General features: G+C 37.4%; 25 protein-coding genes and 2 riboswitches. Of the genes, 10 read left to right on the forward strand and 15 right to left on the reverse strand.

Annotated elements, in window-relative coordinates; translation table 11 throughout:
• Positions 1 to 16: 16 nt before the first annotated feature.
• The 3 genes from ggt to BN986_RS23635 form a co-directional block, all read right to left on the reverse strand.
• Positions 17 to 1,666: a gamma-glutamyltransferase gene (gene ggt, locus BN986_RS23625; protein ID WP_244445083.1), complete on the reverse strand. Its 1,650-nt coding sequence runs from the start codon at positions 1,664 to 1,666 to the stop codon at positions 17 to 19.
• A 329-nt stretch (positions 1,667 to 1,995) separates the two neighbouring features.
• Positions 1,996 to 3,402: an NADP-dependent phosphogluconate dehydrogenase gene (gndA, locus tag BN986_RS23630; RefSeq protein WP_040984901.1), complete on the reverse strand. Its 1,407-nt coding sequence runs from the start codon at positions 3,400 to 3,402 to the stop codon at positions 1,996 to 1,998.
• Positions 3,403 to 3,630: 228 nt separating this feature from the next.
• Positions 3,631 to 4,047, reverse strand: coding sequence for a CotD family spore coat protein (locus BN986_RS23635; RefSeq protein ID WP_379555664.1), 417 nt, complete (start codon positions 4,045 to 4,047; stop codon positions 3,631 to 3,633).
• 334 nt (positions 4,048 to 4,381) lie between these two features.
• On the opposite strand from BN986_RS23635, the gene BN986_RS23640 reads away from it, so the two are divergent.
• A complete protein-coding gene (locus BN986_RS23640; RefSeq protein WP_040984902.1) occupies positions 4,382 to 4,651 on the forward strand; it encodes a hypothetical protein in 270 nt (89 codons plus the stop codon).
• Positions 4,652 to 4,726: 75 nt separating this feature from the next.
• Here BN986_RS23640 and BN986_RS23645 read toward each other — a convergent pair whose 3' ends face one another.
• Complete coding sequence (locus BN986_RS23645) at positions 4,727 to 5,521, reverse strand: hypothetical protein (RefSeq protein WP_040984904.1); 795 nt, start codon at positions 5,519 to 5,521, stop codon at positions 4,727 to 4,729.
• A gap of 494 nt (positions 5,522 to 6,015) precedes the next feature.
• On the opposite strand from BN986_RS23645, the gene BN986_RS23650 reads away from it, so the two are divergent.
• Positions 6,016 to 6,270 (forward strand): DUF4282 domain-containing protein, encoded by a 255-nt coding sequence (locus BN986_RS23650; RefSeq protein WP_040984906.1) that lies wholly within the window; start codon positions 6,016 to 6,018, stop codon positions 6,268 to 6,270.
• A gap of 94 nt (positions 6,271 to 6,364) precedes the next feature.
• Here BN986_RS23650 and BN986_RS23655 read toward each other — a convergent pair whose 3' ends face one another.
• Both BN986_RS23655 and BN986_RS23660 read right to left on the reverse strand, forming a co-directional pair.
• The gene (locus BN986_RS23655) at positions 6,365 to 7,612 is read right to left on the reverse strand and encodes a cytochrome P450 (protein ID WP_040984908.1); all 1,248 of its coding nucleotides are present in this window, start codon (positions 7,610 to 7,612) and stop codon (positions 6,365 to 6,367) included.
• 260 nt (positions 7,613 to 7,872) lie between these two features.
• Positions 7,873 to 8,571, reverse strand: a complete 699-nt coding sequence (locus BN986_RS23660; RefSeq protein ID WP_040984909.1) for an L-2-amino-thiazoline-4-carboxylic acid hydrolase — start codon at positions 8,569 to 8,571, stop codon at positions 7,873 to 7,875.
• A 152-nt stretch (positions 8,572 to 8,723) separates the two neighbouring features.
• Between BN986_RS23660 and BN986_RS23665 the strand changes: the two genes are divergently transcribed.
• Complete coding sequence (locus BN986_RS23665) at positions 8,724 to 9,611, forward strand: LysR family transcriptional regulator (protein WP_040984911.1); 888 nt, start codon at positions 8,724 to 8,726, stop codon at positions 9,609 to 9,611.
• Between the two features lie 519 nt (positions 9,612 to 10,130).
• Here BN986_RS23665 and BN986_RS23670 read toward each other — a convergent pair.
• The 8 genes from BN986_RS23670 to BN986_RS23705 all read right to left on the reverse strand — a co-directional run bounded on the left by BN986_RS23670 (position 10,131) and on the right by BN986_RS23705 (position 17,315).
• On the reverse strand, positions 10,131 to 10,514 hold the full coding sequence (locus tag BN986_RS23670) for a hypothetical protein (protein WP_040984913.1): 384 nt from the start codon (positions 10,512 to 10,514) through the stop codon (positions 10,131 to 10,133).
• Positions 10,515 to 10,684: 170 nt separating this feature from the next.
• Positions 10,685 to 11,677 carry an aliphatic sulfonate ABC transporter substrate-binding protein gene (locus BN986_RS23675; RefSeq protein WP_052401135.1) on the reverse strand — a complete coding sequence of 331 codons (993 nt, stop codon included), beginning with the start codon at positions 11,675 to 11,677 and terminating at the stop codon, positions 10,685 to 10,687.
• Positions 11,678 to 12,193: 516 nt separating this feature from the next.
• Positions 12,194 to 12,715 (reverse strand): thioredoxin domain-containing protein, encoded by a 522-nt coding sequence (locus BN986_RS23680; RefSeq protein WP_040984915.1) that lies wholly within the window; start codon positions 12,713 to 12,715, stop codon positions 12,194 to 12,196.
• 76 nt (positions 12,716 to 12,791) lie between these two features.
• On the reverse strand, positions 12,792 to 13,793 hold the full coding sequence (locus BN986_RS23685; RefSeq protein ID WP_052401136.1) for an aliphatic sulfonate ABC transporter substrate-binding protein: 1,002 nt from the start codon (positions 13,791 to 13,793) through the stop codon (positions 12,792 to 12,794).
• Positions 13,794 to 13,795: 2 nt separating this feature from the next.
• Complete coding sequence (locus BN986_RS23690) at positions 13,796 to 14,491, reverse strand: ABC transporter ATP-binding protein (RefSeq protein WP_040984919.1); 696 nt, start codon at positions 14,489 to 14,491, stop codon at positions 13,796 to 13,798.
• 27 nt (positions 14,492 to 14,518) lie between these two features.
• The gene (locus BN986_RS23695) at positions 14,519 to 15,298 is read right to left on the reverse strand and encodes an ABC transporter permease subunit (protein WP_040984921.1); all 780 of its coding nucleotides are present in this window, start codon (positions 15,296 to 15,298) and stop codon (positions 14,519 to 14,521) included.
• 105 nt (positions 15,299 to 15,403) lie between these two features.
• A complete protein-coding gene (locus BN986_RS23700) occupies positions 15,404 to 16,210 on the reverse strand; it encodes a VOC family protein (RefSeq protein ID WP_040984923.1) in 807 nt (268 codons plus the stop codon).
• A gap of 296 nt (positions 16,211 to 16,506) precedes the next feature.
• Positions 16,507 to 16,618, reverse strand: a riboswitch (SAM riboswitch).
• Positions 16,619 to 16,874: 256 nt separating this feature from the next.
• Positions 16,875 to 17,315, reverse strand: a complete 441-nt coding sequence (locus BN986_RS23705) for a carboxymuconolactone decarboxylase family protein (protein ID WP_040985163.1) — start codon at positions 17,313 to 17,315, stop codon at positions 16,875 to 16,877.
• A 331-nt stretch (positions 17,316 to 17,646) separates the two neighbouring features.
• Here BN986_RS23705 and BN986_RS23710 point away from each other — a divergent pair, with 331 nt between their 5' ends.
• The 7 genes from BN986_RS23710 to BN986_RS23740 all read left to right on the forward strand — a co-directional run bounded on the left by BN986_RS23710 (position 17,647) and on the right by BN986_RS23740 (position 23,304).
• Positions 17,647 to 18,204: a TetR/AcrR family transcriptional regulator gene (locus tag BN986_RS23710; RefSeq protein ID WP_052401137.1), complete on the forward strand. Its 558-nt coding sequence runs from the start codon at positions 17,647 to 17,649 to the stop codon at positions 18,202 to 18,204.
• A 166-nt stretch (positions 18,205 to 18,370) separates the two neighbouring features.
• Positions 18,371 to 18,838: a zinc ribbon domain-containing protein gene (locus BN986_RS23715; protein ID WP_040984925.1), complete on the forward strand. Its 468-nt coding sequence runs from the start codon at positions 18,371 to 18,373 to the stop codon at positions 18,836 to 18,838.
• A 260-nt stretch (positions 18,839 to 19,098) separates the two neighbouring features.
• A riboswitch (SAM riboswitch) is annotated at positions 19,099 to 19,200 on the forward strand.
• Between the two features lie 99 nt (positions 19,201 to 19,299).
• Positions 19,300 to 20,064: an SDR family NAD(P)-dependent oxidoreductase gene (locus BN986_RS23720; RefSeq protein ID WP_040984927.1), complete on the forward strand. Its 765-nt coding sequence runs from the start codon at positions 19,300 to 19,302 to the stop codon at positions 20,062 to 20,064.
• A gap of 55 nt (positions 20,065 to 20,119) precedes the next feature.
• Entirely contained in the window at positions 20,120 to 21,424 is a 1,305-nt protein-coding gene (locus BN986_RS23725) for a Na+/H+ antiporter NhaC family protein (RefSeq protein ID WP_040984929.1), read from the forward strand.
• Between the two features lie 50 nt (positions 21,425 to 21,474).
• Positions 21,475 to 21,942 carry an S-ribosylhomocysteine lyase gene (locus BN986_RS23730; protein ID WP_040984931.1) on the forward strand — a complete coding sequence of 156 codons (468 nt, stop codon included), beginning with the start codon at positions 21,475 to 21,477 and terminating at the stop codon, positions 21,940 to 21,942.
• A 248-nt stretch (positions 21,943 to 22,190) separates the two neighbouring features.
• Positions 22,191 to 22,529 carry a PadR family transcriptional regulator gene (locus BN986_RS23735; protein ID WP_040984933.1) on the forward strand — a complete coding sequence of 113 codons (339 nt, stop codon included), beginning with the start codon at positions 22,191 to 22,193 and terminating at the stop codon, positions 22,527 to 22,529.
• The gene (locus tag BN986_RS23740; protein WP_040984935.1) at positions 22,519 to 23,304 is read left to right on the forward strand and encodes a hypothetical protein; all 786 of its coding nucleotides are present in this window, start codon (positions 22,519 to 22,521) and stop codon (positions 23,302 to 23,304) included. Before BN986_RS23735 ends, BN986_RS23740 begins: the two co-directional genes overlap by 11 nt.
• Before the next feature lie 155 nt (positions 23,305 to 23,459).
• Here BN986_RS23740 and BN986_RS27965 read toward each other — a convergent pair whose 3' ends face one another.
• Positions 23,460 to 23,591 carry a hypothetical protein gene (locus BN986_RS27965; RefSeq protein ID WP_262362496.1) on the reverse strand — a complete coding sequence of 44 codons (132 nt, stop codon included), beginning with the start codon at positions 23,589 to 23,591 and terminating at the stop codon, positions 23,460 to 23,462.
• Between the last annotated feature and the right edge of the window lie 49 nt (positions 23,592 to 23,640).

Consider the following 23,640-nt stretch of genomic DNA (forward strand, 5'->3'; position numbering starts at 1 on the left):
TAATTGTTCTTAAAGCCTACCAGCATAAGGCAATTCCATCCCCGCGCGGATCTGCTCCAGCACTATATACCCCTCTTTCATGATCAATCACGATCCCTTGTGCATGGCCCATTGTCTCAGAATAGTCCTCTACGATTTCAACTTCATGGCCGCGCCTTCTTAAATCTTTAAAGATTTCATCAGATACTCTTCCTTCTAACTTAAGTGTAGAACTGTCTTCACCCCATTTTTTCCCATACAGCCAGCGTGGTGCTTCAATCGTTTGCTGCATGTTATAGCCAAAATCAATCACTTTCGTAAGCATGGCACACTGGGTTTGCGGCTGCCCTTCACCGCCCATTGCTCCAAAAAGCATAAATGGCTTGCCATTCTTTAATGCCATTCCGGGAATAATCGTATGGAATGTGCGCTTATTTGGTTCTAACGTATTTGGGTGATTTTCATCCAGACTAAAATGGGATCCCCGATTCTGAAGGAAGAAACCGCAGCTCTCCGGCATAAATCCAGAACCAAATTCATGAAAGATACTTTGTATAAGGGAAATACTATTCCCTTCTTTATCCACGACACTAAGATAGGCTGTGTCTCTGCCATGATCAACCTCAGGAAGTTCTTCCAGATTTTCCAGCCGGTTTACTTCTTCCCAGGAGAAATGACCATAAACCTCTTCCGATAAAGATTTAGATAAGAGTTTGTCATAAGGGAGATCAATCGATTCCAGATCGGTAACCCACTCATCTCTGAAACGAAATTTAAGTTTGGCTGTTTCTGCCATCAGGTGATAATAGTCCGGCGTACCATCCCCAATGGAGACCAAATCATTTTTCTCTAACATATTCAGCATCATTAGCACAGCAATTCCTTGTGTGTTCGGTTTCACCTGATAGATGTCATAACCTCTGTAAGAGCTGGATAAGGGACGATCCCATTCAACAGTGTGGTTTCTAAAATCTTCTTTTACTAAAAGACCTCCATGCTTCTCCATCGCAGCAATAATTTTGTCTGTAATTTCCCCATCATAAAAAGCATCTCTTCCCGATTTAGACAGTTGTTTGAAAGCCCATGCCAAATCAGTCTGCACGAGTAACTCTCCTGTTAAAATGGGACGATCATTTTTAAAGAATATCTTTTTAGTTGTCGAATATTCACTTAATAAATCAGCTTTTTCTTGAATATAACTGCTTACCCTGTCTGTTATCGGAAAACCATTTTCCGCATAATGAATTGCATCTTCAAACAAAGCTCCCCATTTCAACTTTCCATATTGCTGGTGCAGTTCCCACCAGCCATCTACTGTTCCCGGAATGGTATTGGCGGCTAATGGTCCACGTTCCGGAATCTCCTTCAATTCCTGCTGTTTATAAACTTCCCGGGTTACTTGATTTCCAGATTTACCGCTTCCATTTAGAGATTTAACTTCTTTTTCCTTCTCATCCCAAACTAAAGCGAATAAATCTCCTCCCAGCCCTGCCATATGCGGGATTACGACACAGAGTACAGCATTTACTGCAATTGCCGCTTCTACTGCATGTCCTCCTTGGTCCAAGATTCTTTTTCCTGTTTGTGTAGCTAAATAGTGCGGCGACGTAACAGCTCCATTTCTTCCTTCAGCTACTGGTCTTCCAGTCTCCAAATAAGAATAATTTTTGCCGTTTCCAAGTTTCAAAATAATACCTCCTCTTTCATTAATAACCATTCCCTGTCCCTTTTCCCTTAATCTATTATCATAAAAACATTGATTTTTGAGGAAATTTTGACTTTATTCATGTAAAGCATTCCTTTATTTCTCATCTCGATATGTACACCATACTGTTTCAAGAAAATTCTGGAAAATATCAGGAGGAGCTGGCTGCGTAAGAGTATATTTTTCGAAATATGAACAGCTTTTGTCAGCTATGTTGAAAGAATTATAAAGCGATCTCCAAACAAAAATCCCCGGAATCAAAACAAGTTGACTCCGGGGATTTTTGTTATTATTCATTTCTTACCAAGCCATTAAAACCATTGAGAATGGAAGACACCATCTTTATCTTTACGCTCATACGTATGCGCACCAAAATAATCACGCTGCGCCTGGATTAAGTTAGCTGGCAAATCCTCTGAACGATAGCTGTCATAATAAGCAATTGCACTAGCGAATGTTGGCACCGCAACACCATGTTGTACTGCTAAAGAAACAACCTTACGAAGCGATGCTTGATAACCTTCTACAATTTCTTTGAAATAAGGGTCCAGCATAAGGTTTGGTAAATCCGCATCACGATCATACGCTTCTTTAATTTTTTGCAAGAAATTCGCACGGATAATGCATCCACCACGCCAAATCATGGCAATATCCCCATATTTCAAGTCCCAATTATTTTCTTGAGATGCTGCACGCATTTGGGCAAATCCTTGTGCATAAGAAACAATTTTACTCATATAAAGAGCTTGACGAATTGCTTCAATGAGATCTTCTTTGCTTTCTGATATGTCTGTTTTGGCAGGTCCAGTTAATACTTTGCTTGCTTTTACGCGCTCGTCTTTCAAAGAAGAAATAAAGCGTGCAAAGACAGACTCTGTAATTAACGGAAGCGGTACACCCAAATCTAATGCATTTTTACTTGTCCATTTTCCAGTACCCTTTTGACCGGCTTTATCAAGAATCACTTCAACTAACGGCTTCCCGGTGTCGTCATCTGTTTTTGTGAAAATATCTGCTGTAATTTCAATTAAGAAGCTATCAAGCTCTCCTTTATTCCATTCTTTAAATACTTCATGGAGTTCTTCAGCATCTAAACCGGCTACGTTTTTCATTAGATCATATGCTTCTGCAATTAACTGCATATCTCCATATTCAATTCCATTATGAACCATTTTCACAAAATGGCCTGCACCGTTTGGCCCAATGTAAGTAACACATGGATCGCCATCAACTTTAGCAGAAATAGCTTCAAAAATTGGAGCAACAAGATCATAAGCTTCTTTTTGTCCACCAGGCATCATAGAAGGCCCTTTTAATGCTCCTTCTTCTCCACCAGATACACCCGTTCCGATGAAATGAATACCTGTCTTATCTAATTCTTCATTACGACGCATCGTATCTTCATAGAGTGTGTTTCCTCCATCGATTAAAACATCGCCGTCCTCTAAGTATGGATGTAAAGATGCAATCGTTGCATCTGTTGCAGGTCCTGCTTGAACCATAAGCATAATTCTACGTGGTTTCTCCAGGGATTGTACAAATTCCTCAATCGTTTTTGCACCGTAGAAGTTTTTTCCTTTTGCTTCGTTTGCCATAAAGTTTTCTGTTTTCTCATACGTACGGTTGAAAACAGATACCGCAAAGCCTCGGCTTTCTATATTTAACGCGATATTTTTTCCCATAACGGCTAAACCAATAACACCAATTTCTTGCTTCATATATACTCGATCCTCTCTGCCTAAAAAATTTAAAATGAATCTTTTTTTATTATAACGGATTTCTTTCCAATAAACCAAGTCCCACGCTATTTTTTCTAAATACTATGATAAGTCAGACGAATGCAGCGGTTCTTTTATTATCATTAGGGTATGCCAAACATGTAAAAAAACATCAATCCGCAGCATCACATAACTGCAAATTGATGTTTTTTATTTACATACAATCCTTTAGCATCCACAAGGGCCTTGTGGTGGGCAAGGATGATGCGGCTTCCCGCACATAACATGCTGTTCTTTAATATCATTTACAACGGATTCTGTATGAGGGAAATAGTGTTTGTGTGTTGTCATATGCTTATTAACATTTGTTGTGTGACTAGGATGGATATGCTTTACTTCTGTATTTGAAACGTTTGTTTTTACGTATTGCTTTGTTGGAGAGACTTGTGTCGGGCCTTGTTGTGTAGGTGATACTTGTGGCGCACAGAATTCTGGCTGCATTTGTTGTTGTGGCTTTTGCTGCATCGGCATCTGTTGTGGCATTCCATTGCCATTGCAATTTCCATTCATAGAAGCTCCTTGTACCTGTTGGTTCCCCCAGCCTTGATTAAATTGTCCTTGATGATGTTTATTACTACCTCTCACCGTAAAGGACCTCCTTTCCATTTCTTTAATCTTTCTCTATAGACTATGTGCACCCCACGTACTCGGTTTGATATAAAAACCTATTTTTCAGGAATTTCTCTTGGATAAAGACCTAAAAGTAATTTCTGCTGCAGGTAGACAAGTTCATTATAGAAGATGTTTAAAAGCCATAACTAATAGAAGGGGAATTTCTGTGTAAACGTACTTCTCCTCATCATTTTTTAAAATGAGGGGGAATGAGGAATTAAAACAAAAGTGGCAGATTAATTACGCCCACACTTGGGAAACTATATACAAGGAAGTTTAAAATTTAATCAGTTAGTGGAGTGGTAAAATGAATTTCTTAACAGGATACTTACCAATAATGCTTGGTATTGGTGTGATTCTATTTCTAATAAGTATATTTTTAAAAGAAAAAAGAGTTGTTCCCCCGATGGTTGTCAGCTCACTCAGCCTTATTAGTATATTTATCAGTTATTTCTTCGAGGGAAGAGAGGAGTCTCTTATTGGATATATAAGTCTGGCTGCTTTTATCAGCTCCGTAGTTGTTCTAATAATAATGGTTGCTATTTCCTGGTTTCGTACACATCCAAATAATAAATAAAATGTATTTACGATAAGAGGCTGTCTCCGCATTATACAATTGGAGACAGCCTCTTATTGTGAAAATCTATTAGAATTAAAATGCTCCAAAGTCTACACCGACTAAGAAATACGATGCTATAATAAGCACCAGCTGATACACGGTTAATGTCCAGAAGACATCATAACGGGATTTTTCCATCAGTGCTAAGAATAAATAAATATGGATAAATCCAAAAAGCAGTAATGAAAATACGTAGGTCACAATAAATAAATCAATAAGTACAAAACCAAAAAATAAGGTTACCAAGCAAAATACAAGTACAAATGGAATATTAACGATCACATACTTCGTCAATAAATCCTTATGTTCCATTGTTTTGTTTCCAAACTGTTTGAGTAAAATATAAAGTGAAAAATAGCCGATAGCAAATGTAATAAGCCAGGAAACAAACGTCTTTAAAACAAAGGTAAAATTAATATCCCCCAAAAAGTAGAACAGCCCATCAAATCCATATCGATAAAATAAATAATGGCAAACACTGACAAGCACGGCTAGCAAAGCGAAAATAATAAGACTGGTTTCCACTTTAACCGCCCGGCTGGAATGAATGAGCGTATTTGGTCTTAATACGGCATCCAGCGCAATCCCTTTGATTTCATTAAAGCTTTCTCGAAAATCAAATTGCGAATTTTTCGTTTTTTCCTCCTGATTTGTTTCATTTAATCCCTCTGTTTGTTGCTGTGGAGGCGTATTTACTTCATTTGTTTCTGACCCTGGCTGCTGCGTTCCCTCCTCTGCGCCCGGTTCTACCGTTTCTCCTCCTTCCGATGCTGATTTAGAGTATTCCTCCTCGACATTCTCTTCTTGCTGTTTATCATCTTTCTCCATCCTGTCACCCCTTATTTTATTTTAAGTGATACTACTTCAAACAAGGTGTTTCTAATCTCAAAACCCTTGTTATTACAGTATATAAAATAACATTAGCATAAATGATTCAAGTGCAAACTCGAAAATCGAAAAAAGAAGCTATATGACAAAAAACAGGAAGGAAGTTTTGGATTTTGAAACAAAAGGTCTTAATTCCCAAAACAAATAAACAGACACTAAACTAATTACCTAAATAAACTTCGTATTCCTTATACTCTTGCGTGCAAACCTTTCATGAATGTCTTCGTTGGGGCTGCAATCAGGGTGGAACTTACTTACCTCCTCAGAAACATTTACAGGAAAGCCAAAGTCAGCACATCCTTGCGCAAGTAAAGGAAGAGAGAATGCTTGCGTTTTCGTATATCAATAGGTATTGATTACCAGGCTAATGTATTATTGTAAAATCTGCCGTTTTTAATATATACTGTTAAAAAAGAAAAAAAGGAGGGAATGTTATGAATAAATTTTTTAGTTTTGAAGAAATGATTACACCTGTCATTATTAAAGTGTTATTTTGGATAGGGCTTGTTGCAGCGGTTATATTCGGTCTTATTACTATTTTTACTGGAATTATTGAACAAGAGTTTTTACTTATGTTCTCAGGACTTATTACTATTGTTATTGGAAGCCTCTTAGTACGAGTTTATTGTGAATTACTAATCATCATGTTCAAAATTTATGAAACATTAAAACAAATTAGAGATAAATAATGGATCAAACCGTGAAAAATTCAAAGGGTGTTCTGTATGGAAAAACGATACAGAACACCCTTTGAAACGTACAGACAGGAATTTCTTCCTTCCATTATTTTAACTGTATTCCTTTAATAATTACTCCGCTCTCTGGAATTGGCGGAATATCGTTCATCTCATAACCCAAATCCTGTTCTGCGAATTCAAAAGAAAGATGGTTTACAAAAAAGTTCAGCGTTGTTTTTAAGACATCCATTGTCATCCATTCACCGGCACAACGGTGACCAATATCGAATTCTCCTCCGCCTTGCGGAATGAAATTAAATGGAGATTCCTTCCACCCTTGAAATCGTCCCGGCTGAAACAGATCCGGCTGCTTCCAAATAGCCGGGTCATGGTTTGTACCATATAAATCCAATAAAGTTAATGTACCTTCTTTAAAGGTATAATCGCCCCAGGTAAAATCCTCTATGACCCGTGCAGGAGCAACCGGGAAGAATGGATAGAAGCGTCTTACTTCCTGAATAAAGTGATGCAAGTCCTCCTCTGACTCCAATTTCCCTGCTTCTTCCGGGTAATCGTGAACAGCCAGCAAAACAAAATCTATATAAACCGCAATGGCGACAATGGGACGCAGCAGATTCAATATTTCAACAGCAACAATGGAAGCATCCAGTAATTCCTCGTTTAAATCACGATGCATCGCAAAATGGTATACGGCGCTATCCTTACTAACCTCTTCTGCCTTGTTGCTGCGTACTCTCTCCACCAATCCTGTTATTCGTTCTTCCGCCTTAGATCTGGATTGCCTTGCCTGCCAATGACTGAACCCAACTGCACCGGCATCTTCAAACATGTCGCTTAGCTGGTCTGCCCATTCGGGGATATCCTCTTGTTCATAAGGGACTCCTGTCCATCGTAAGGCAGATTTCGTTAACACATATTTTGCTGCTTGATAAACTTGTATTTCTTCCTTAGAACGGTTCTCCATTTCTTGCTCCCATTCTTCTCGAATGATAGCGGACATCTCTTTTAACTTTTCTTCTGTCATCAGAGACATAAACATTGCTTTCCGGTGATGATGGTCTGCTCCATCCAGTCCCTGAACGCCTCCCTCACCAAACAGCGTCTTCTGAATCCTTCCGGGAGAAGCATCTTTTCGGGAGAATTTTGCATTATCATAAAAAAGTTCTGCTTCTTTCTCACCTACCATACAAATGGTTTTCTCACCTAACAGTCTTGTTTCAAATACACGTGATTCAAACTTATCCGAACGATTGGTTACAAAACGGTATCCTTCATCTAAAAGCTTCAGCGTGTGATCCAAACCTTTGTCTTTTGGCATGTTTGTCTCTGTCATTTTGGTTCACCCTCCATAAATAATGTACTTTATTTTATGGTTCCTTTTTTATTTCTAATTTAAACAAAAAATAGTGATTCCCACCCAATGGTGAAAAATCACTATCCTTACCTGTACACTTGCTTCCTTCACATATTCTATAACAAAGTTAATCGCCAGTTGTTTTTCATTCATAATAGAAAATCGGTTGATGCCCTTTTGGACAATTTAGCTTAAGTCATGAAGTTATTAAAATAATCGATTCGCATTTATCACAGTACTTATTCCTTCATCTGAAACTGGAAGTGACATTGTCCTTCCCGCAATACATACTGGTCATGCACAACTTCAAAATTCTTATTATAACCCTTCGCAACAGAAGGATCGATCACTTGGCAATACAGAATACCGTATTTGCCCATATCATCATCCGCCCATTGTTGGCCAAATGGACAATACGTAAAGGTTTGTTCCACCTCATTTTCTTTATGCACGGTTTCCACTTCAAATAATTCACTGCGGGCCATATCATAGTTTTTTAAATAATTATCAGCGTTATTTTCTAATCCATTGGCACGTGCACGCTGAGCAATCCCTTCCCCGCGCTTTCTTCCATATCTTTCTACAGCACGTCTAATGACATCCTCGCCTTCTTCCTCATATTTATCTACTACCTGCTTCGCAATTTGAGCAAACATTTTGGAAAAACGCGCAAAAGTTGTTAATGCTGCGTATTTTTCTTCTTCCTTTACAGCTTGTGGTAAATATTCATAAAAAGCATGGTTTTGTCCTTCTGCTGTTGCCTTTTGTGCCATTGTTTCTGCATCTTTTAGACCGAATGCTTCCAAACCTTTCTGGACAAGTTTCTGGCCTTCTTCTTCACCATATGCTTCTGTAATGGAGAGATGGAGTTCCGTAAACATTTTCGCTGTAATAATGTCCATAGACAAGGCTTTCATCATTAGCTTTTCTTCACTCATCTTATCTATCTCCTTAAATCCTTATTATTTTACTTGGGTTTGAATCTATTATAAAATAAAATCAAATATAAATCGAATGAATATTTTTATATCTAACTATGAGAAAAATTCATAGTCAGATATAAAAAACACGTTAAAAAGGAGTTTATTATATGCCTACATTAGCTCAATATATTGCTCTGCACACGTTAATTGAAACGGGAAACTTTACAGAAACCGGTCTAAAGCTCAATCTAACCCAATCTTCCATTACACATGCGATGAATAATTTAGAAAAAGAGCTGGATCTTTCTCTCATCATCCGTAATAGGAATAATGTTATTTTAACAAGCAATGGAAAAATGGTATATGATCATGTTTCGAAAATCCTGCAAGAACAGCAAAAACTCGATAATACCGTTGCCAATTTAAAAAAATTGATTAGCGGAACCATTACCGTCGGTGTGCTTCCAAGTGTTTCACTCGTATTGCTGCCAAAGGTTTTATCCTATTTCGAACAGCATTATCCGGATGTCACTATCCAACTGAAGGAAGGAGATTATGACCAAATTGAAAATTGGCTGCAGCACGGTGTCGTCGATATTGGATTTCTTGCTAAGCCTGTATCTGAAAATCTCATATTTGACTTTATTTTTGAGGATCAACTTCTATGCATCATGGCAAAAGATCATCCCCTTGCTTCCGAAGAACATCTGACACTGAATCAGTTACAGGATGAACGCTGGATTATGCCAAAACAAAACATCGATCGTGATGTATTACGTATCTTATCTAAGCATAAAATCATCCCAAATATCGTATACGAATTATCGGTTGATCAGGCTATTTTAACGATGGTAACGGAGAATTTAGGTGTTTCGATTGTTCCAAAATCTATTTTGCATCATGCACCTGCAGACCTTATTCAAAAGAACTTTACTGAACACTATGCGCGAACGGTTGGTATTGCACATAAACGAAATACGTACCCATCTCCAGCAGCAATGAAATTCGTTGAAACATGTGAAAAGTTAGCAGAGAATTTTCCAATTAATAATTAATCAATCTTTCAAAACAACTTCCTATTTGATCAGGAAATCAGTCTAACAAAAAAGACTTACCACATAACAATTATTTTCTCGAAGGCAATACAGTTCCCGGCTGGGTACTTGCTTTTTCTTTATTCTAGAAGAACCCGTATCCGCCCGTTCTTGAACGAATCAATCATTTTTTCTGTCTTATCGTGTGGAGCAAAAACCACGGTTTAAAAGAACAAAAGCGCAGAGCGCCTGTTTAAAAACGTAGAGATTGGAGCGGCGCAACTGAGATAAAGGAAACACGGTGAGGTGACGAACCGATGTTGACTTATCGTAGGGCGCGACGTGAAATCTCCTAGTTTTTGGCGCTCGGAGCTGGACGTGCCTGTTTTACTATAAATAGTTATCCACAAGGCAATAATTCTATAATTTCCTATGCAATGAAAAACATAAAGAAACAGCTCATTCTAAGCGGCGAATGAGCTGTTTCTTTATTCTTATGTTGCTATCTCAAAACCAAAGTAGTTATAGAGCTCTGCACGTTTATTCCTGTATAGGCAACTCCATATCCACTCCATAATGCAGACCCTCATTCATATCTACAAACCTTCCAGAGATACCGCTAAAGTTTTTGTCTTCAAGATAATACCCTAGCTCTAGTATAGGGTTATCTTCATTTAAAAAGATGACCCTGTAATCCGGGTGAGGGAGATCAATATTAGCTATCGATGTCGTATTGGCGTTTTCTAATTCCATTGTAAGGTCATTGATAAAAGCTTCATCCCCGATCCTTTCTATGGTTTCTCCAGTCTCCTCATCTTGCACTTCAATGGTTGAGATAGTATCATCAAATAACCCGTTTTGACTACACGCTGGCAACGTGAAGATAACGAAAGAAAATAAAAGAACAAGCAATACATAGCGCATTGGATAACCTCCTAAATCTATCATTTAGAAGTAGCTTTTTCATTAACTATCTATTCCCTTTTGTTCCAGCTAAATAACCTATCAAAACAAACATCACTATGATATCTTGGCTGTTACGAATTAAAAATCTTTCTTCTATCCGTTCCTCCGCTATTCCTCTATTCTTTCGTCTATTCAATATTATCCGGAAAAACAGATTCATCTAAATCATACACGTCTACTGCTTCTTGAACACTAATTTCATTCTCTATGAGCCCTGCTTCATAGAAGGTATCTGCTAATTGCTGTTGATTCGCAATTACTTCTTCTGTCATTCTTTGAACGCCAAATTGACGTCGCTCATTTGCAACTTCCAGCGGTTCTGGTTCTAATCCTAATTCCTCCGCCAGTATTTCAGCAGCTTCTCTTTTTTCCTCATTTGCCCACTGATCCATATTTTCCAATTCCTCTAAAATGATGGTGAGTGCTTCCGGTTGCTCATCTGCAAAACCATCTCTTGCTAAATAGAACGTACGATTTTCGATGAGATCTGTTCCATCGAGAATCATGTGTGTATCATTTTGATCTTCCACAATCGCATAAAATGGGTCCCACGTTCCGAACACGTCAAATTCATCATTAGAAAAAGCCATTAATCCTTCTGACGCATCCTTATAAAACTTCATCTCTACTTCATCCCAGTCGATACCAGCCTGCTTTAAAGATTCCAATAAAAGATAGTGCTGATTTCCGCCATTGGTTACACCCACTACTTTTCCTTTTAAATCTTCTAATGTTTCAATACCCGAACCTTCTCTTGCCAGTAATGCAACGCCTTCTGGATATGGGGACTCCGAAGCTACATAATTAACATTATGCCCTCCAGACTGCATCAAAACACTATGTACATCCGATGAATGACCAAAATCAATATTATCTGTATTTAACGCTTCAATTAATGGTGCACCCATAGCAAACTCTTTCCATTCTACATTATAGCCGGCTTCATTTAATGCTTCATCTAACGTACCATGCGCTTTTAATAGGTTCATGGTGTTGCCTTTTTGATAGCCCAAGCGAATTGTCTCACCATCTTCAGAAGCATTTGAAGTTGAATCAGCTCCGCAAGCTGCCAGTATTGCTACAAAACTAAATGTCATCAGTGCATAGAGTAATTTTCTCATCTTTTATCCTCCTACGATTTTATCTATTATTCTTTCATAAACTTGTCTTCTTTTTTCGTTCACGCGGCCAATGCAAATCAGTTACTTGATCCCGTTGAGTCCCGTCATCGTACATATCATTCTGTTTCAATTACACTTATCAAAAAATGTAAACAGATCATTTAAATTCATCCACATTTAAATGAACTAACTCATATCTCCTCCATAAGTAAATCGCTCTAAGACTATTAATTCCTTATGTATATTGAATAACGCATCAATTATAACCTTTCTAATCAGGATTGTAAACTTCAATCAGCAATATTATTCCAGTCTATATAACTGTATCATATTTTTGATGATAAAACGCTAAAAAAATATATAACAGTCTTTTTTCAAAGAATCAAAAAGACTAGTTATATATTTAATCGCAGGGAATACATAGGAAATCAAATTTAAAAAATCAATATACGTTAAAGGGAGCTTTAAGTGCGTTTTGTTTTCTTAATGTAAAAAAAGAAGCCCCTCAAAGAGCTTCTATACATAAGTCAATTCTTTTTCAACTTCCTCTTTCAGCTGATCGGCATTTAATTCAATAGGAAATTGAAATTCTTTTTCATTAATATAAACTGTAGGGACCATCTTTACCTGCCTTTTTATTGCTTCATCCGTAATTTTCAAGCTTAAATCAATAGTAGCAGGTTCTTCTTTCAAACCATATTTTTCTATGAGCAGCTGTTTAATGGAATCACTGTCTGACTCACTCCACTCGGATTGCTTTGCAAATAATTCCTTCATGATTTCATAGATACGATCTGGTTCATTATAATCTAAATGTAGATTTACCAATGTTCCATACAAGAGCATCTCCCGAGGTTTGTCATAATGCTTGATAACATAACGAACCTTTCCTTCCTCAATATATGGCGTCAGTTGTTGATCTGCTATTTCGAACCATGTTGCACAGTATGGGCAAGCTAAGTTTAGAAAAACCTCCACCTGCACTGCCGCATCTTTTTCACCATAACTTAAAAATGCATTTTCAATTGTTTTCGCCATTCTTTGATCCTCCAATTTTACCTTTTTGAACATTCTCTTTTACTCAAAAATATGCAAGCTATTATTATGAAAAATGTCAGTCTACATTTTCAGGAAGATCGATATCCTCTACATTTACAGCATCTTCTACCTGAATATCATTCTCTAATAAACCTGATTCATAAAAAACGTCTGCTAACCGTTGTTGGCTGTCAATAATCTCTTCCTTCATACTTTCCACACCAAAAGTACGGCGGTTATTAGCTAATTCCAGCGGTTCTCCGTCTAAGCCCAGCTGTTCCGCTAATATTTCCGCTACTTCTTCTTTATTTTCATTAGACCATTGATCTACATTTTGCAGCTCTTCTAAAATAATCGAAACAACTTCCGGGTTATCATTCACCAATTCGTCAGTTGCAAAATAGAATGTGCGATTTTCACTAAAATCTGTACCATTTACAATCGTACGTGTATCAATTTGGCTTTCAACAATGGCTAAATAAGGATCCCACGATCCATATACATCGAACTCATCCTGTGTAAATGCAATCAAACCTTCCGAAGCATCTTTATAATACCTGATTTCTACATCATCCAGAGAGACTCCCGCTTCCTCCAGTGCTTCTAATAACAGGTAATGCTGATTGCCGCCTTTCGTAACACCGATAGTTTTTCCTTCTAAATCTTCTACACTTTCAATATCGGATTCAGCCTTCGCGACAAGTGCCACTCCTTCTGGATATGGAGCTTCCGAAGCAACATAGTTGATATCATGGCCACCTGACTGCATAAAGACACCATTCCCATCAGACGCATGGCCAAAGTCAATATTGTTTGTATTTAGAGCTTCTAGTAATACCGATCCAGTTGGAAATTCCCTCCAATCAATCGAATAGCCGGCCTCTTCCAAAGCTTCATCTAAATTGCCACGTTCTTTCAAAATATTAATCGTATTCCCTTTTTGATAACCAACCGTAATTACTTCATTGTTATTATCGTTGCCGCCATCTGCTGATTCTGCATTGGAATCATTATTACCGCAAGCTGCCAGCAATATTACTAAAAGAAATGCAGCTAGAGTCAATAGTCTTCTTTTCATTTTCATCCTCCCAATATCTCATCTAATATTTTCTTTTCATAGTTCGTAAATTGCTCATCCCGTTCACGAGGTCTTGGCAAGTCAATCTCTTGATCCAGTTGAACACCACCACCATCCAGAACGATGACACGATCCGCTAAATGCACAGCTTCCGTTACATCATGCGTTACTAAAAGAGCAGTAAATTTCTGTTTTTTCCATAGTCCTTCAATTAAATCTTGCATTTCCATCCGTGTAAGCGCATCTAAAGCTCCCAAAGGTTCATCAAATAATAAAATATCTGGACTTGTCGCTAAAGCACGAGCAAGCGCAATCCTTTGTTTTTGTCCACCAGATAAAGCATCCGGCCAATCTCCTTTTTTATCGATTAAACCAACATTTCCCAGTGCTTCTAAGGCAGCGTCTTTCTTGTTTGTTCCAATTGCTATATTTTTTATAATGTTTTTCCAGGGAATCAGTCGATCATCCTGGAACATCATACGGATCTTAGGATCGCTTCCTTCTTCTCCAGAAAAAGATAAGGATCCACTCGTCACCCCTTCTAACCCTGCAATAACGCGTAAAAGTGTACTTTTGCCACAGCCGCTTTTCCCTACAATTGCTGTAAAACTTCCTTGCTCAATCGATAAATCAATATGTCGTAATACTTCATTATCGCCAAAGCTTTTCCCTACATTTTCCAAACGAATATCAAACATCTAATTCCCCCTTGCTATCTCTGCCATTTACTCCTTGTTGTTGTATGCTGGATTCCACTTTAATAATCGTTGTTCAAATACTTTTGCAATAAAATCGGATAATTTACCTAAAATTGCATAGAGAACAATGGTTAGAACAACGACATCCATCTGCATAAATTCACGGGCTGTTGTCGCCATATAGCCTATCCCTGCATCTGCTCCAATGGTTTCTGCAACAATTAAGGAAATCCATGTTACTCCAAGCGCATATCGAATCCCTACCAGGATAGAAGGCATCGCTCCCGGAAGAATGATGTTTGTGAAAAGCTTCCATTTTGATAAACCATAAATTTTGCCCATTTCGATTAATTTCCTATCTACATTTTTAATACCATTAAAGGTATTAATATAGATTGGGAACATTACTCCAACCGCCACAAGAAATATTTTGGCGCTTTCTCCTATACCAAACCATAAAATTACCAGAGGAATAAGCGCCAAGTGCGGAATAGTACGCACCATCTGAATCGTTGTATCGACGAGTCTTTCCAAAAATAAAATAGTTCCATTAAATAGTCCTAATGCAAAGCCAATGACTCCGCCAATTACAAATCCAATTAATGCACGTTCCGTACTAATGAAAACATGCTCTTGTAATTCACCTGTTTCGAATAAACGCCAACCTGCTTGAATAACTTCCCAAGGTGTAGGCAGCATTGTCGACGTAATCAGGTTTAGTCTCCCAAATAGCTCCCATAAAACAATAATCAGCACTGGAAGTACCCAAGGAAATAGTTGATTATTGTACCATTTTTTCTTTTTCAATTTGTCATCCTACTTTCTAAACCATAAAGCTCCGTTTTGTATTCATATAACTAACCTTTACCTGATTTGTAGCATTGTTTTGACGTTGAACAGCTAAGCCATTCTTTAAACAAATCGGTAAATAGCATTTTTTACTTCAAATTGTTCTTTTTGATTTCCTCCCGAAAAATCAACAATAAAAGGTTTTTCTCCACGTTTTGCTAACGTTTCCGAAACAATTCCTTCTCCATTTGGACTGTAAAATACAAGGTCTCCTCCTGCCAGCTTTAACTCATAACCTGTAGCATTTAGAGACTCATCGGTAAAGCTTTCTCCCTTTTCTAAATCTAAATAAGCAGCCCACTTTTCAACAGTTTTTTCTGCATTTTCTACAGCAAACCCTACAGCTGCCAAGGTAAGATACCCGCGCTGATGTTCTGCAATCGTCTGCTGGGCTTTTAAGTCTTTCCGACGCTCTTCATCCGATTCATCCCATTGGATAAAGAACGGGAGCTCCAACTCATCATCTGCATTGCCTGCAAATAATAATTTCCAACTCACGACACTTCCATCCGGCCGCTTTCTGCTTAATGGAGTTGGTCCATAAACTTCTAAACCAAGAGATTTAAAGCGCTTTGCTTCTTCTTCTAAATTTTGGGATCTTAATGCAATGCGTGATAAACCATTTGCAAAATGATCTTTTTGGAACGTATCTCTTAAACTATATTTTTCAGCCGGTGTCTCCGCTAAACTTCTGTCGAATAATCCAATAAGCTCAATATAGCTTAAATCAAAATAACTAAGTGTATTATATGTACCACCATTTTCATGCTTTCCCCCGTCAACCACATGAAGGCCCAGCTCGCTTAATGCATCCTTGGCTTCCTCTGGACTGCCTGTAAAATGGACAAGATGATCAAAATTAAAACGCATATGTATCCTCCCTTTCCTATTTTTGATAGACTGATTTTTTATTAGAAATTTCCGAGATTCATAACGTTATGTCACAGCATATTTCATCTCTTACCCTTCAAATGTCCACTGCCCCAAAACAATGTATCCTCATCATTTAACTTGGTTTTAAAAATAAAAATTTTTAAAAGAAAAGCACATCTGTCTTATTCCTATGCTTCCCAAGTTTATTTGGTTCCATTTCTAAACCATAAAAAATAGACGCCCTGCTTACTTCACTAAAATAAGAGGCCGTTTCGTTTTCTTCCTACGATTCCCCCTTATAGCCCAGACTATAAATACATCTGCTGGATTTGGCACCGTTTGAAATCAATCCAATGGTTGCCGAAGCTTCATAAGGCCAGTACCCTCCACTTCTCATTATAAGAGTTTTCTATTTTCAGTAATTAAGAGTAATATTAATTCATCAATTCCTATTTGTCAACTAAGTTTTTAGATTTCATATGGTTATTTTTTGTACTTCTTTCAAGGTATAATACAAATGTAGAACATCTCATAATGCATTAATTTGATGAATGGTATTCTTTACGTTTTAAAAAACGATTGATCCGCTTTTCCTTTAGCAAATCAATCGTTTTCTTACATTTAAACAGGCTCTCCCTGCGTTATATTCTACATTTCCCGGCTATACTTCAGCATGATTCCCCATCGCAATAGACAGTCGGTTCCATGTGTTTATTTGATTAATCACCATTACTAATTCAACATACTCTTTTTCACCGAAATATTTTCTAACCTGTTCATACAATACATCACTAACACCTTTTTCCGAAATAAGGGTCATATCCTCTGCCAACGCAAACGCTGCCCGCTCTTCCTCTGAAAATATATCGCCTTCTTCCCATTTCTTTAATCCATCTATTTTTTCGTCAGACACCTTTAATTTCTTCGCCGCCTTCGTATGCATATCCAAGCAATAAGAACATCCATTAATTTGTGATACTCTAATTTTAATAAGCTCCTTTAACCTCTTATCAATCGAAGTTTTCCGGACATATTTCTCCGCTTCCATAATGATCTCCAATGCATCTGGGGCTACTTTAAAATAGTTTATTCGATTATCCATCTTCATCATTCCCGCTGCTTTTACAATTCCTTTATTGACCAGTTTCGCCATATCCATTCTCCTCTTCATAGATTTAGCCTGCTCACTACTTGTAAAATCCTGCTGCTTCCATGAAAACTTTTGGTATTACACCGATATAAATGCAACAATTGTTGCATTTATAAAACTATCGTATACTAGCAATAATGAATTAGCAATACAATATGAATAAGTCCTACAAAACCCTGTTGGATGTAGCATTTATACGATACTCTTAATCATTTTACCTGTTTCAAAATAATGCATTTGTTAAAATCAAGTAATTTAATAACTTGCTAAAAGGAGTGAAAAGATGACGCGTAAAAGAAACAACCCTTCTGCCGTCAGATCCCAAGAATGGATGATGGAGGCATTATTATCGCTCTTGAAAGAAAAGCCTTACGCTAATATAACCATCACAGAAATTGCAGAAAAAGCTGATTTGGACCGCAGTACCTTTTACCGGCATTTCCACTCAAAAGAAGCTGTGCTGGAACGATATCTCGATCAGCTGTCACAGGAATATTTGAGGAGGCTTGATGCTGGAGAAAATATGGATATGGGGAAAGTAGCCAAAATCTTCATCGCATTTTCGATAGAGCATATGGACTTTATCCGCATGATCCGAAAAAATGATTTAGACAGCTTGCTATTAAAAACATTTAACAAGCATTTACCTTCCATCCATCGCTTGACCAAAGATAAGTTTACCTACTCTATCAGTGAAGATAATATGGAATTTGCTTTAGCTTTTAATGCGGGTGGAATGTGGAACATCCTGATGAAATGGGTAGATAGTGACTTTACATATTCTTATGAGGATTTACTTAAAGCTTTTGAAGAAATCAGCCGTTTTAATTATTTCAGGTAGGTTTATCTAAAATGGAGGATACCGAAATCCTCAGACAAAATAAAAAGTGGTGACGTTCTGTATAAGAGCTGTTCACTTCCCACCGCCAAACTTTCTTAAATGCCACTGCCAGTTGCTTTTATTTATCTGTAGAGAGCGTATACTTAAATAAAAGGAGGCGCTGACTATGAAAATGAACAAAATGCTAAAGGATTTACGAGTTTCTCAAAATTTGACCCAGGAAGATATGGCTCAAAAATTAATGATCACGAGGCAAGCAGTCAGCAGGTGGGAAAATGGAGAAACAGAACCGAATATTGAAACGCTGAAACTGATTTCAAAGACGTTTAATGTATCCATTAATACGCTTTTAGGTTCACCTAGAGCACTCATCTGCCAAGTCTGCGGGATCCCTCTGAAGGAAGATGCGGACATTGGTAAAGATGAGAACGGTCATTTCAATGAAGATTTTTGTAAATGGTGTTTTACGGAAGGAACGCATCAATACGATGAAGCTAATTTTGATGAGCTTATGGATGAATGTGTGAAAAATATGCTTCAAATGAATCCTGAATATCAGGAAAAACAAGTACGAATGATGCTGCAGGAAAACCTCCCTAAACTTAACTATTGGCAACAAAAGCGTGTCCCATAGAGTCATTCTCTGTGGGTATTTTCTTTGTAGAAAGTATTCAAATTTCCAGTAACTTCATCCATCATTCTCCCCCTCCTTCCGTTTCCTTTCAATAATGTTTTAAAAAGCTCTTCTTTTAACGTGTCTATTTTTCATTGACTTTCAAAATTATTTCTTGTATCTTATTATTATTGACTTTATCTATTTATATGTAAGATGAGTAAGTTAAAAGATGGTAAATCTTCTTTACTCATTTTGGATATATTCTATATGTATATTATTTCTTATCTAGAGAGGCGGAGGGACTGGCCCTTTGAAGCCTCGGCAGCGGACTATATTAGTACTGTGCCAATTCCAGTAGCATGAAAGCTTAGAGATAAGAAGAGAAAAAATAATGTATTTCATTTTAACCTCTTCTTTTTATTTAAGGAGAGGTTTTTTGCATTTCTTTAATTTTTGGACTACAGAAAGGAAGTTTAGCGATGTATACAATTGATTTAACAGGCAAGGTTGCTATTGTAACCGGTGGAGCTAACGGGATTGGTAAAGCAATTGTTAAAGCGCTCCTGGATTGCGGGGCAAAAGTTGCTATAGCTGACAAAACAGACATTCCAATAAATTCACAAGATAAGGTTTTATATATTTCCACAGATGTATCGAAAAAAGAACAAGTAGATAAAATGGTCAAACAGGTAACAGATCATTTTGGCAGATTAGATATCTTAGTAAATAACGCTGGCATTTCTACTATGGACTACTTTATCGATATAAAGGAAAATGACTGGGATAAAACCATGGATGTGAATGCAAAAGGTGTTTATCTTTGTACACAGGCTGTAGCTAATGTTCTTAAACAGCAAGGAGAAGGTGGGAAAATTATTAATATTTCTTCTCAAGCTGGTAAAAATGGTTATCAACTCATGGGAAGCTATGTTGCTTCGAAACATGCTGTTCTTGGAATGACAAAGGTTGCAGCGCTGGAATTAGCAAAAGATAAAATCAATGTGAATGCCGTCTGTCCAGGTATCATTGAAACAGATATGAAACGAACAGAAAGAACAATTGGTGGTGAGCTTCGAAAAGTTAATGCAGAAGCAATTGAACTCGAAGATAACGCCCAAGTTCCTTTAGGTAGAACCGGCGTACCACAAGACGTTGCAAATGCGGTTGTCTTTCTAGCTTCTACCTATTCAGATTATATGACAGGACAAGGGATGAATGTTACCGGCGGCATGACAATGAACTAATGGTTTTTCCAATATTTCGTTATCACAAACAAAGAAAAAGATCAGGAGGATTCTAATGGCGAATCAAGAAAATAAAGGAAGCTTATTGGCGCTTTTACCATTACTTATTTTTGTACTTTTATTTATTGGCACAGGATTAATTACAGGAGACTTTTCCAATATGCCAATTAATGTTGCCATCATTATTGCATCAGCTGTAGCTCTAGCAATGAACCGAAAAGAAAAACTTAATGCAAAGTTAGAGATTTTCACCAAGGGCGCAGGTCATCCAAACATTATGTTAATGGTGGTTATCTTTATTTTGGCAGGAGCATTTTCTCAGACTGCTTCAGAAATGGGAGCAGTTGAGTCGACAGTTAATATGGGGCTGTCATTTATTCCAAGTAATTATTTGATGGTCGGATTGTTTATTGTTGGTTGTTTTATCTCTCTTTCCATGGGAACATCTATGGGGACGGTAGCCGCGCTGGCTCCTATCGGAATAGGTATTGCTGACCAAACAGGAATTCCTTTGGCATTAGCGATGGGAACAGTAATCAGTGGGGCAATGTTCGGGGACAATTTATCTATCATTTCAGATACAACGATAGCCGCAGTTCGAACACAACATACAAAAATGAGCGATAAATTTAAGACAAACTTTTTTATTGTTTTACCAGGTGCACTTGTAACATCGATTATTCTCTGGTTTATCACCCGTGGAAATTCTATTGAATTGACTGGTGAATATTCTTATGAATTCATTCAAGTACTGCCTTATATCGTCGTTTTAGTTTGTGCTCTTGCCGGGGTCAATGTGCTTATTGTTCTTCTCGGAGGCACCCTTATGGCAGGTGTTATCGGCTTGTTCAACGGTTCTTTCACCGGAACAACACTTATCCAAGCTGCCTCCCAAGGTATTTTAAACATGCAGGATATTGCATTAGTCGCTATTTTCATTGGCGGAATGATTGGTATTATCCAATATAATGGTGGAATTCAGTGGTTACTCAATGCCATCACCAGCAAGATAAGAACGAAAAAAGGAGCAGAATTTGGTATTGCCGGGTTAGTAAGTGCCGCTGACATCTCAACAGCAAACAATACGATTTCGATTATTATGACTGGTCCGTTGGCAAAAAATATTGCCGATGAGTATAACGTTGATCCACGAAAATCCGCCAGTCTGCTGGACATTTTTTCCGGCTGCTGGCAAGGACTTGTTCCTTATGGCGGTCAAATGCTTGCAGCTGCCAGTCTTGCAGCTATTTCACCAGTCAGTATTATGCCATATTCTTTTTACCCAATAATGCTTGGAATTTGTGGTATCATCGCTATTTTAATTGGCTTTCCCAAATTTAAAAAAGGCAGAAACCAATAAAATAAGCTAGAACATGTTAAACTAAAGAAAAAAGAAGGAGCGTATCAATTATGGTAAAAGCAATGAATGTAGAAAGTTTTAATCTTGATCATACAAAGGTAGAAGCACCCTATATCCGCCTGGCGGGGACAACCAAAGGTGCTAATGGAGATGTTATCTATAAGTACGACTTGCGTTTGAAGCAACCGAATCAAGGACATATGGATATGCCGGCACTTCATTCCCTGGAGCATTTAATGGCGGAATTAATTCGGAACCATCACGATACAGTAGTTGATTTGAGTCCAATGGGCTGCCAAACAGGATTCTATTTAACCATTTTAAATGATGAAAGCTATGATAAGATCCTGGACACAGTAGAAAAAACATTAGAGGATGTACTGAAAGCAGAAGAAGTTCCTGCATGTAATGAAGTTCAGTGTGGTTGGGCTGCAAGCCACAGCTTAGAAGGGGCTCAAGAATTAGCAAAAGAATTACTGGAGCATAAAGCAGAATGGCATAAGGTTTTTGCAGAATAAATGAATACAGTAGTTAAAAAGAAATCTGGGCAACTGCTCAGGTTTCTTTTTAATTTAAATTGATCCCCCTATTTCCCAAATAAAAGGATGCATTTCTTCCACGTGTAACCACAGTTATCTTTTTACAGTATTTATTGCCCATTTATTTAAAATAAAATGATTTCCTAACTATCTTTTTATATAAGATAGTTGACAATTACCTTTTAATCAACTATAGTATATTACAAGATAGTTAAGGAGGATACGACATGTCGGTATCTGATCAAATGATGAAGGGTTTATTAGACGGTGCTATATTAGGATTGATTTCACAAGGGGAAACATATGGATATGAAATTCTTGAAAAATTAAAGGAACAAGATTTTCCGGAGATTAGCGATGGAAGTATCTATCCGGTTCTTCTGCGTTTAAGTAAAAAAGGATATGTTCAAACCGAACTTAAAAAATCCGATACTGGCGGGCCAAAACGAAAATACTACACGATCACTGATAAAGGCTTAGAAGAATTAGCTGTGTTTCGTAATAAATGGGCCTATTTGAACAAAGGAATGAACAATTTGATGAGGAGTGTGGAGGATGCTGAGTAAAGAAGCCGAGAAATTTTTATTGAATTTGCGTCTGGAATTAATGAGCCGCGGAAAAAAAGATAAAGATATTCAAGAAATAGAAGAAGAACTGAGGGATCATTTAAGGGAAGCTGAAGCAAATGGACAAAGCGTCGAAAGTATTACTGGAGGCTCTGTTAAAGCGTATATCCGTTCTATTTCCGCTGAACTGCCGCGCGATAAAAAATTTGTGAAATACAGCATTTTATTACTTATCTACTTGTTAGGAGTATTTATGATTCCTGATTTAATTAGCGGGGATTTTGAATTAAACACCAGTGTCATCCTTTATAACCTTATCGTACTGGTTATAGGGACAGCAGGTACAATCATTCTTTTAAAAAAAATCGTTCGTAAATATGGAGACAGTAAAAAAACCTATATTAGCGTAACACTTTTTTATTTTCCTTACATGGCTGCCTTGGTAGGGGCACAATTTGTTATCCGAAATCATCCGGGAATCGTTCTTGCTGAGAGCAATTTTTTGGTGAATCTTATTATCGGAACGATTCTTTTAGCTATTTTCATCATGGTCACCCTTATGATGAAGCAATGGTTTTTAGCGATATTTATATTCTTAATGTGTCTGCCCAGTGTCCCTGATATTATTACTGAATTTTCTACGGACAGCAGCAGCGGCGCAAATAATGAAATCTATTTAATTATCTCTGGCATTATTCTTATCGCTGTTAATATTACGGTTATTGGAATGTTAACATACACATCAAAGAAAGAGGATAAAGAGGCCTCTCATTAAGAAACGAATTGGACCATAAAGCAGCATATCATCTTAACTATATTACAGAGAATATGCTGCTTTTTCCTACAAATATCTTATTCCTCCACCTTCTTCTGATTGAACATCATCTATATTCACTTTCATATATCCAGTCAGGTGAGAAAGCGGAGTGATCATGTTTCATTTCCTTGGAGTTTATCCAATGTAAACGCACTGCTTAGATAAGCTTCCATATTTTCAGGCGTGTTTTGATCTTTAAATGCACCGGTAAATGTTTCGATACTGATTTCTTGAAGTGCTTTCAAATCCTCGTGGCTGCAAGCTTTTATTTTTATGGCTATCTGTTTATCGTCC

This window comes from Oceanobacillus jeddahensis, from assembly GCF_000750635.1.
Taxonomy (GTDB): Bacteria; Bacillota; Bacilli; order Bacillales; family Amphibacillaceae; genus Oceanobacillus; species Oceanobacillus jeddahense.

What these genes read in the sequence shown, in the direction of transcription:
- gndA (WP_040984901.1), bottom strand. Translation starts at nt 3,402, where the DNA reads ATGAAGCAAGAAATTGGTGTTATTGGTTTAGCCGTTATGGGAAAAAAT.
- BN986_RS23640 (WP_040984902.1), top strand. Translation starts at nt 4,382, where the DNA reads ATGAATTTCTTAACAGGATACTTACCAATAATGCTTGGTATTGGTGTG.
- BN986_RS23645 (WP_040984904.1), bottom strand. Translation starts at nt 5,521, where the DNA reads ATGGAGAAAGATGATAAACAGCAAGAAGAGAATGTCGAGGAGGAATAC.
- BN986_RS23650 (WP_040984906.1), top strand. Translation starts at nt 6,016, where the DNA reads ATGAATAAATTTTTTAGTTTTGAAGAAATGATTACACCTGTCATTATT.
- BN986_RS23655 (WP_040984908.1), bottom strand. Translation starts at nt 7,612, where the DNA reads ATGACAGAGACAAACATGCCAAAAGACAAAGGTTTGGATCACACGCTG.
- BN986_RS23660 (WP_040984909.1), bottom strand. Translation starts at nt 8,571, where the DNA reads ATGAGTGAAGAAAAGCTAATGATGAAAGCCTTGTCTATGGACATTATT.
- BN986_RS23665 (WP_040984911.1), top strand. Translation starts at nt 8,724, where the DNA reads ATGCCTACATTAGCTCAATATATTGCTCTGCACACGTTAATTGAAACG.
- BN986_RS23670 (WP_040984913.1), bottom strand. Translation starts at nt 10,514, where the DNA reads ATGCGCTATGTATTGCTTGTTCTTTTATTTTCTTTCGTTATCTTCACG.
- BN986_RS23675 (WP_052401135.1), bottom strand. Translation starts at nt 11,677, where the DNA reads ATGAGAAAATTACTCTATGCACTGATGACATTTAGTTTTGTAGCAATA.
- BN986_RS23680 (WP_040984915.1), bottom strand. Translation starts at nt 12,715, where the DNA reads ATGGCGAAAACAATTGAAAATGCATTTTTAAGTTATGGTGAAAAAGAT.
- BN986_RS23685 (WP_052401136.1), bottom strand. Translation starts at nt 13,793, where the DNA reads ATGAAAAGAAGACTATTGACTCTAGCTGCATTTCTTTTAGTAATATTG.
- BN986_RS23690 (WP_040984919.1), bottom strand. Translation starts at nt 14,491, where the DNA reads ATGTTTGATATTCGTTTGGAAAATGTAGGGAAAAGCTTTGGCGATAAT.
- BN986_RS23700 (WP_040984923.1), bottom strand. Translation starts at nt 16,210, where the DNA reads ATGCGTTTTAATTTTGATCATCTTGTCCATTTTACAGGCAGTCCAGAG.
- BN986_RS23705 (WP_040985163.1), bottom strand. Translation starts at nt 17,315, where the DNA reads ATGGATAATCGAATAAACTATTTTAAAGTAGCCCCAGATGCATTGGAG.
- BN986_RS23710 (WP_052401137.1), top strand. Translation starts at nt 17,647, where the DNA reads ATGACGCGTAAAAGAAACAACCCTTCTGCCGTCAGATCCCAAGAATGG.
- BN986_RS23715 (WP_040984925.1), top strand. Translation starts at nt 18,371, where the DNA reads ATGAAAATGAACAAAATGCTAAAGGATTTACGAGTTTCTCAAAATTTG.
- BN986_RS23720 (WP_040984927.1), top strand. Translation starts at nt 19,300, where the DNA reads ATGTATACAATTGATTTAACAGGCAAGGTTGCTATTGTAACCGGTGGA.
- BN986_RS23725 (WP_040984929.1), top strand. Translation starts at nt 20,120, where the DNA reads ATGGCGAATCAAGAAAATAAAGGAAGCTTATTGGCGCTTTTACCATTA.
- BN986_RS23730 (WP_040984931.1), top strand. Translation starts at nt 21,475, where the DNA reads ATGGTAAAAGCAATGAATGTAGAAAGTTTTAATCTTGATCATACAAAG.
- BN986_RS23735 (WP_040984933.1), top strand. Translation starts at nt 22,191, where the DNA reads ATGTCGGTATCTGATCAAATGATGAAGGGTTTATTAGACGGTGCTATA.
- BN986_RS23740 (WP_040984935.1), top strand. Translation starts at nt 22,519, where the DNA reads ATGCTGAGTAAAGAAGCCGAGAAATTTTTATTGAATTTGCGTCTGGAA.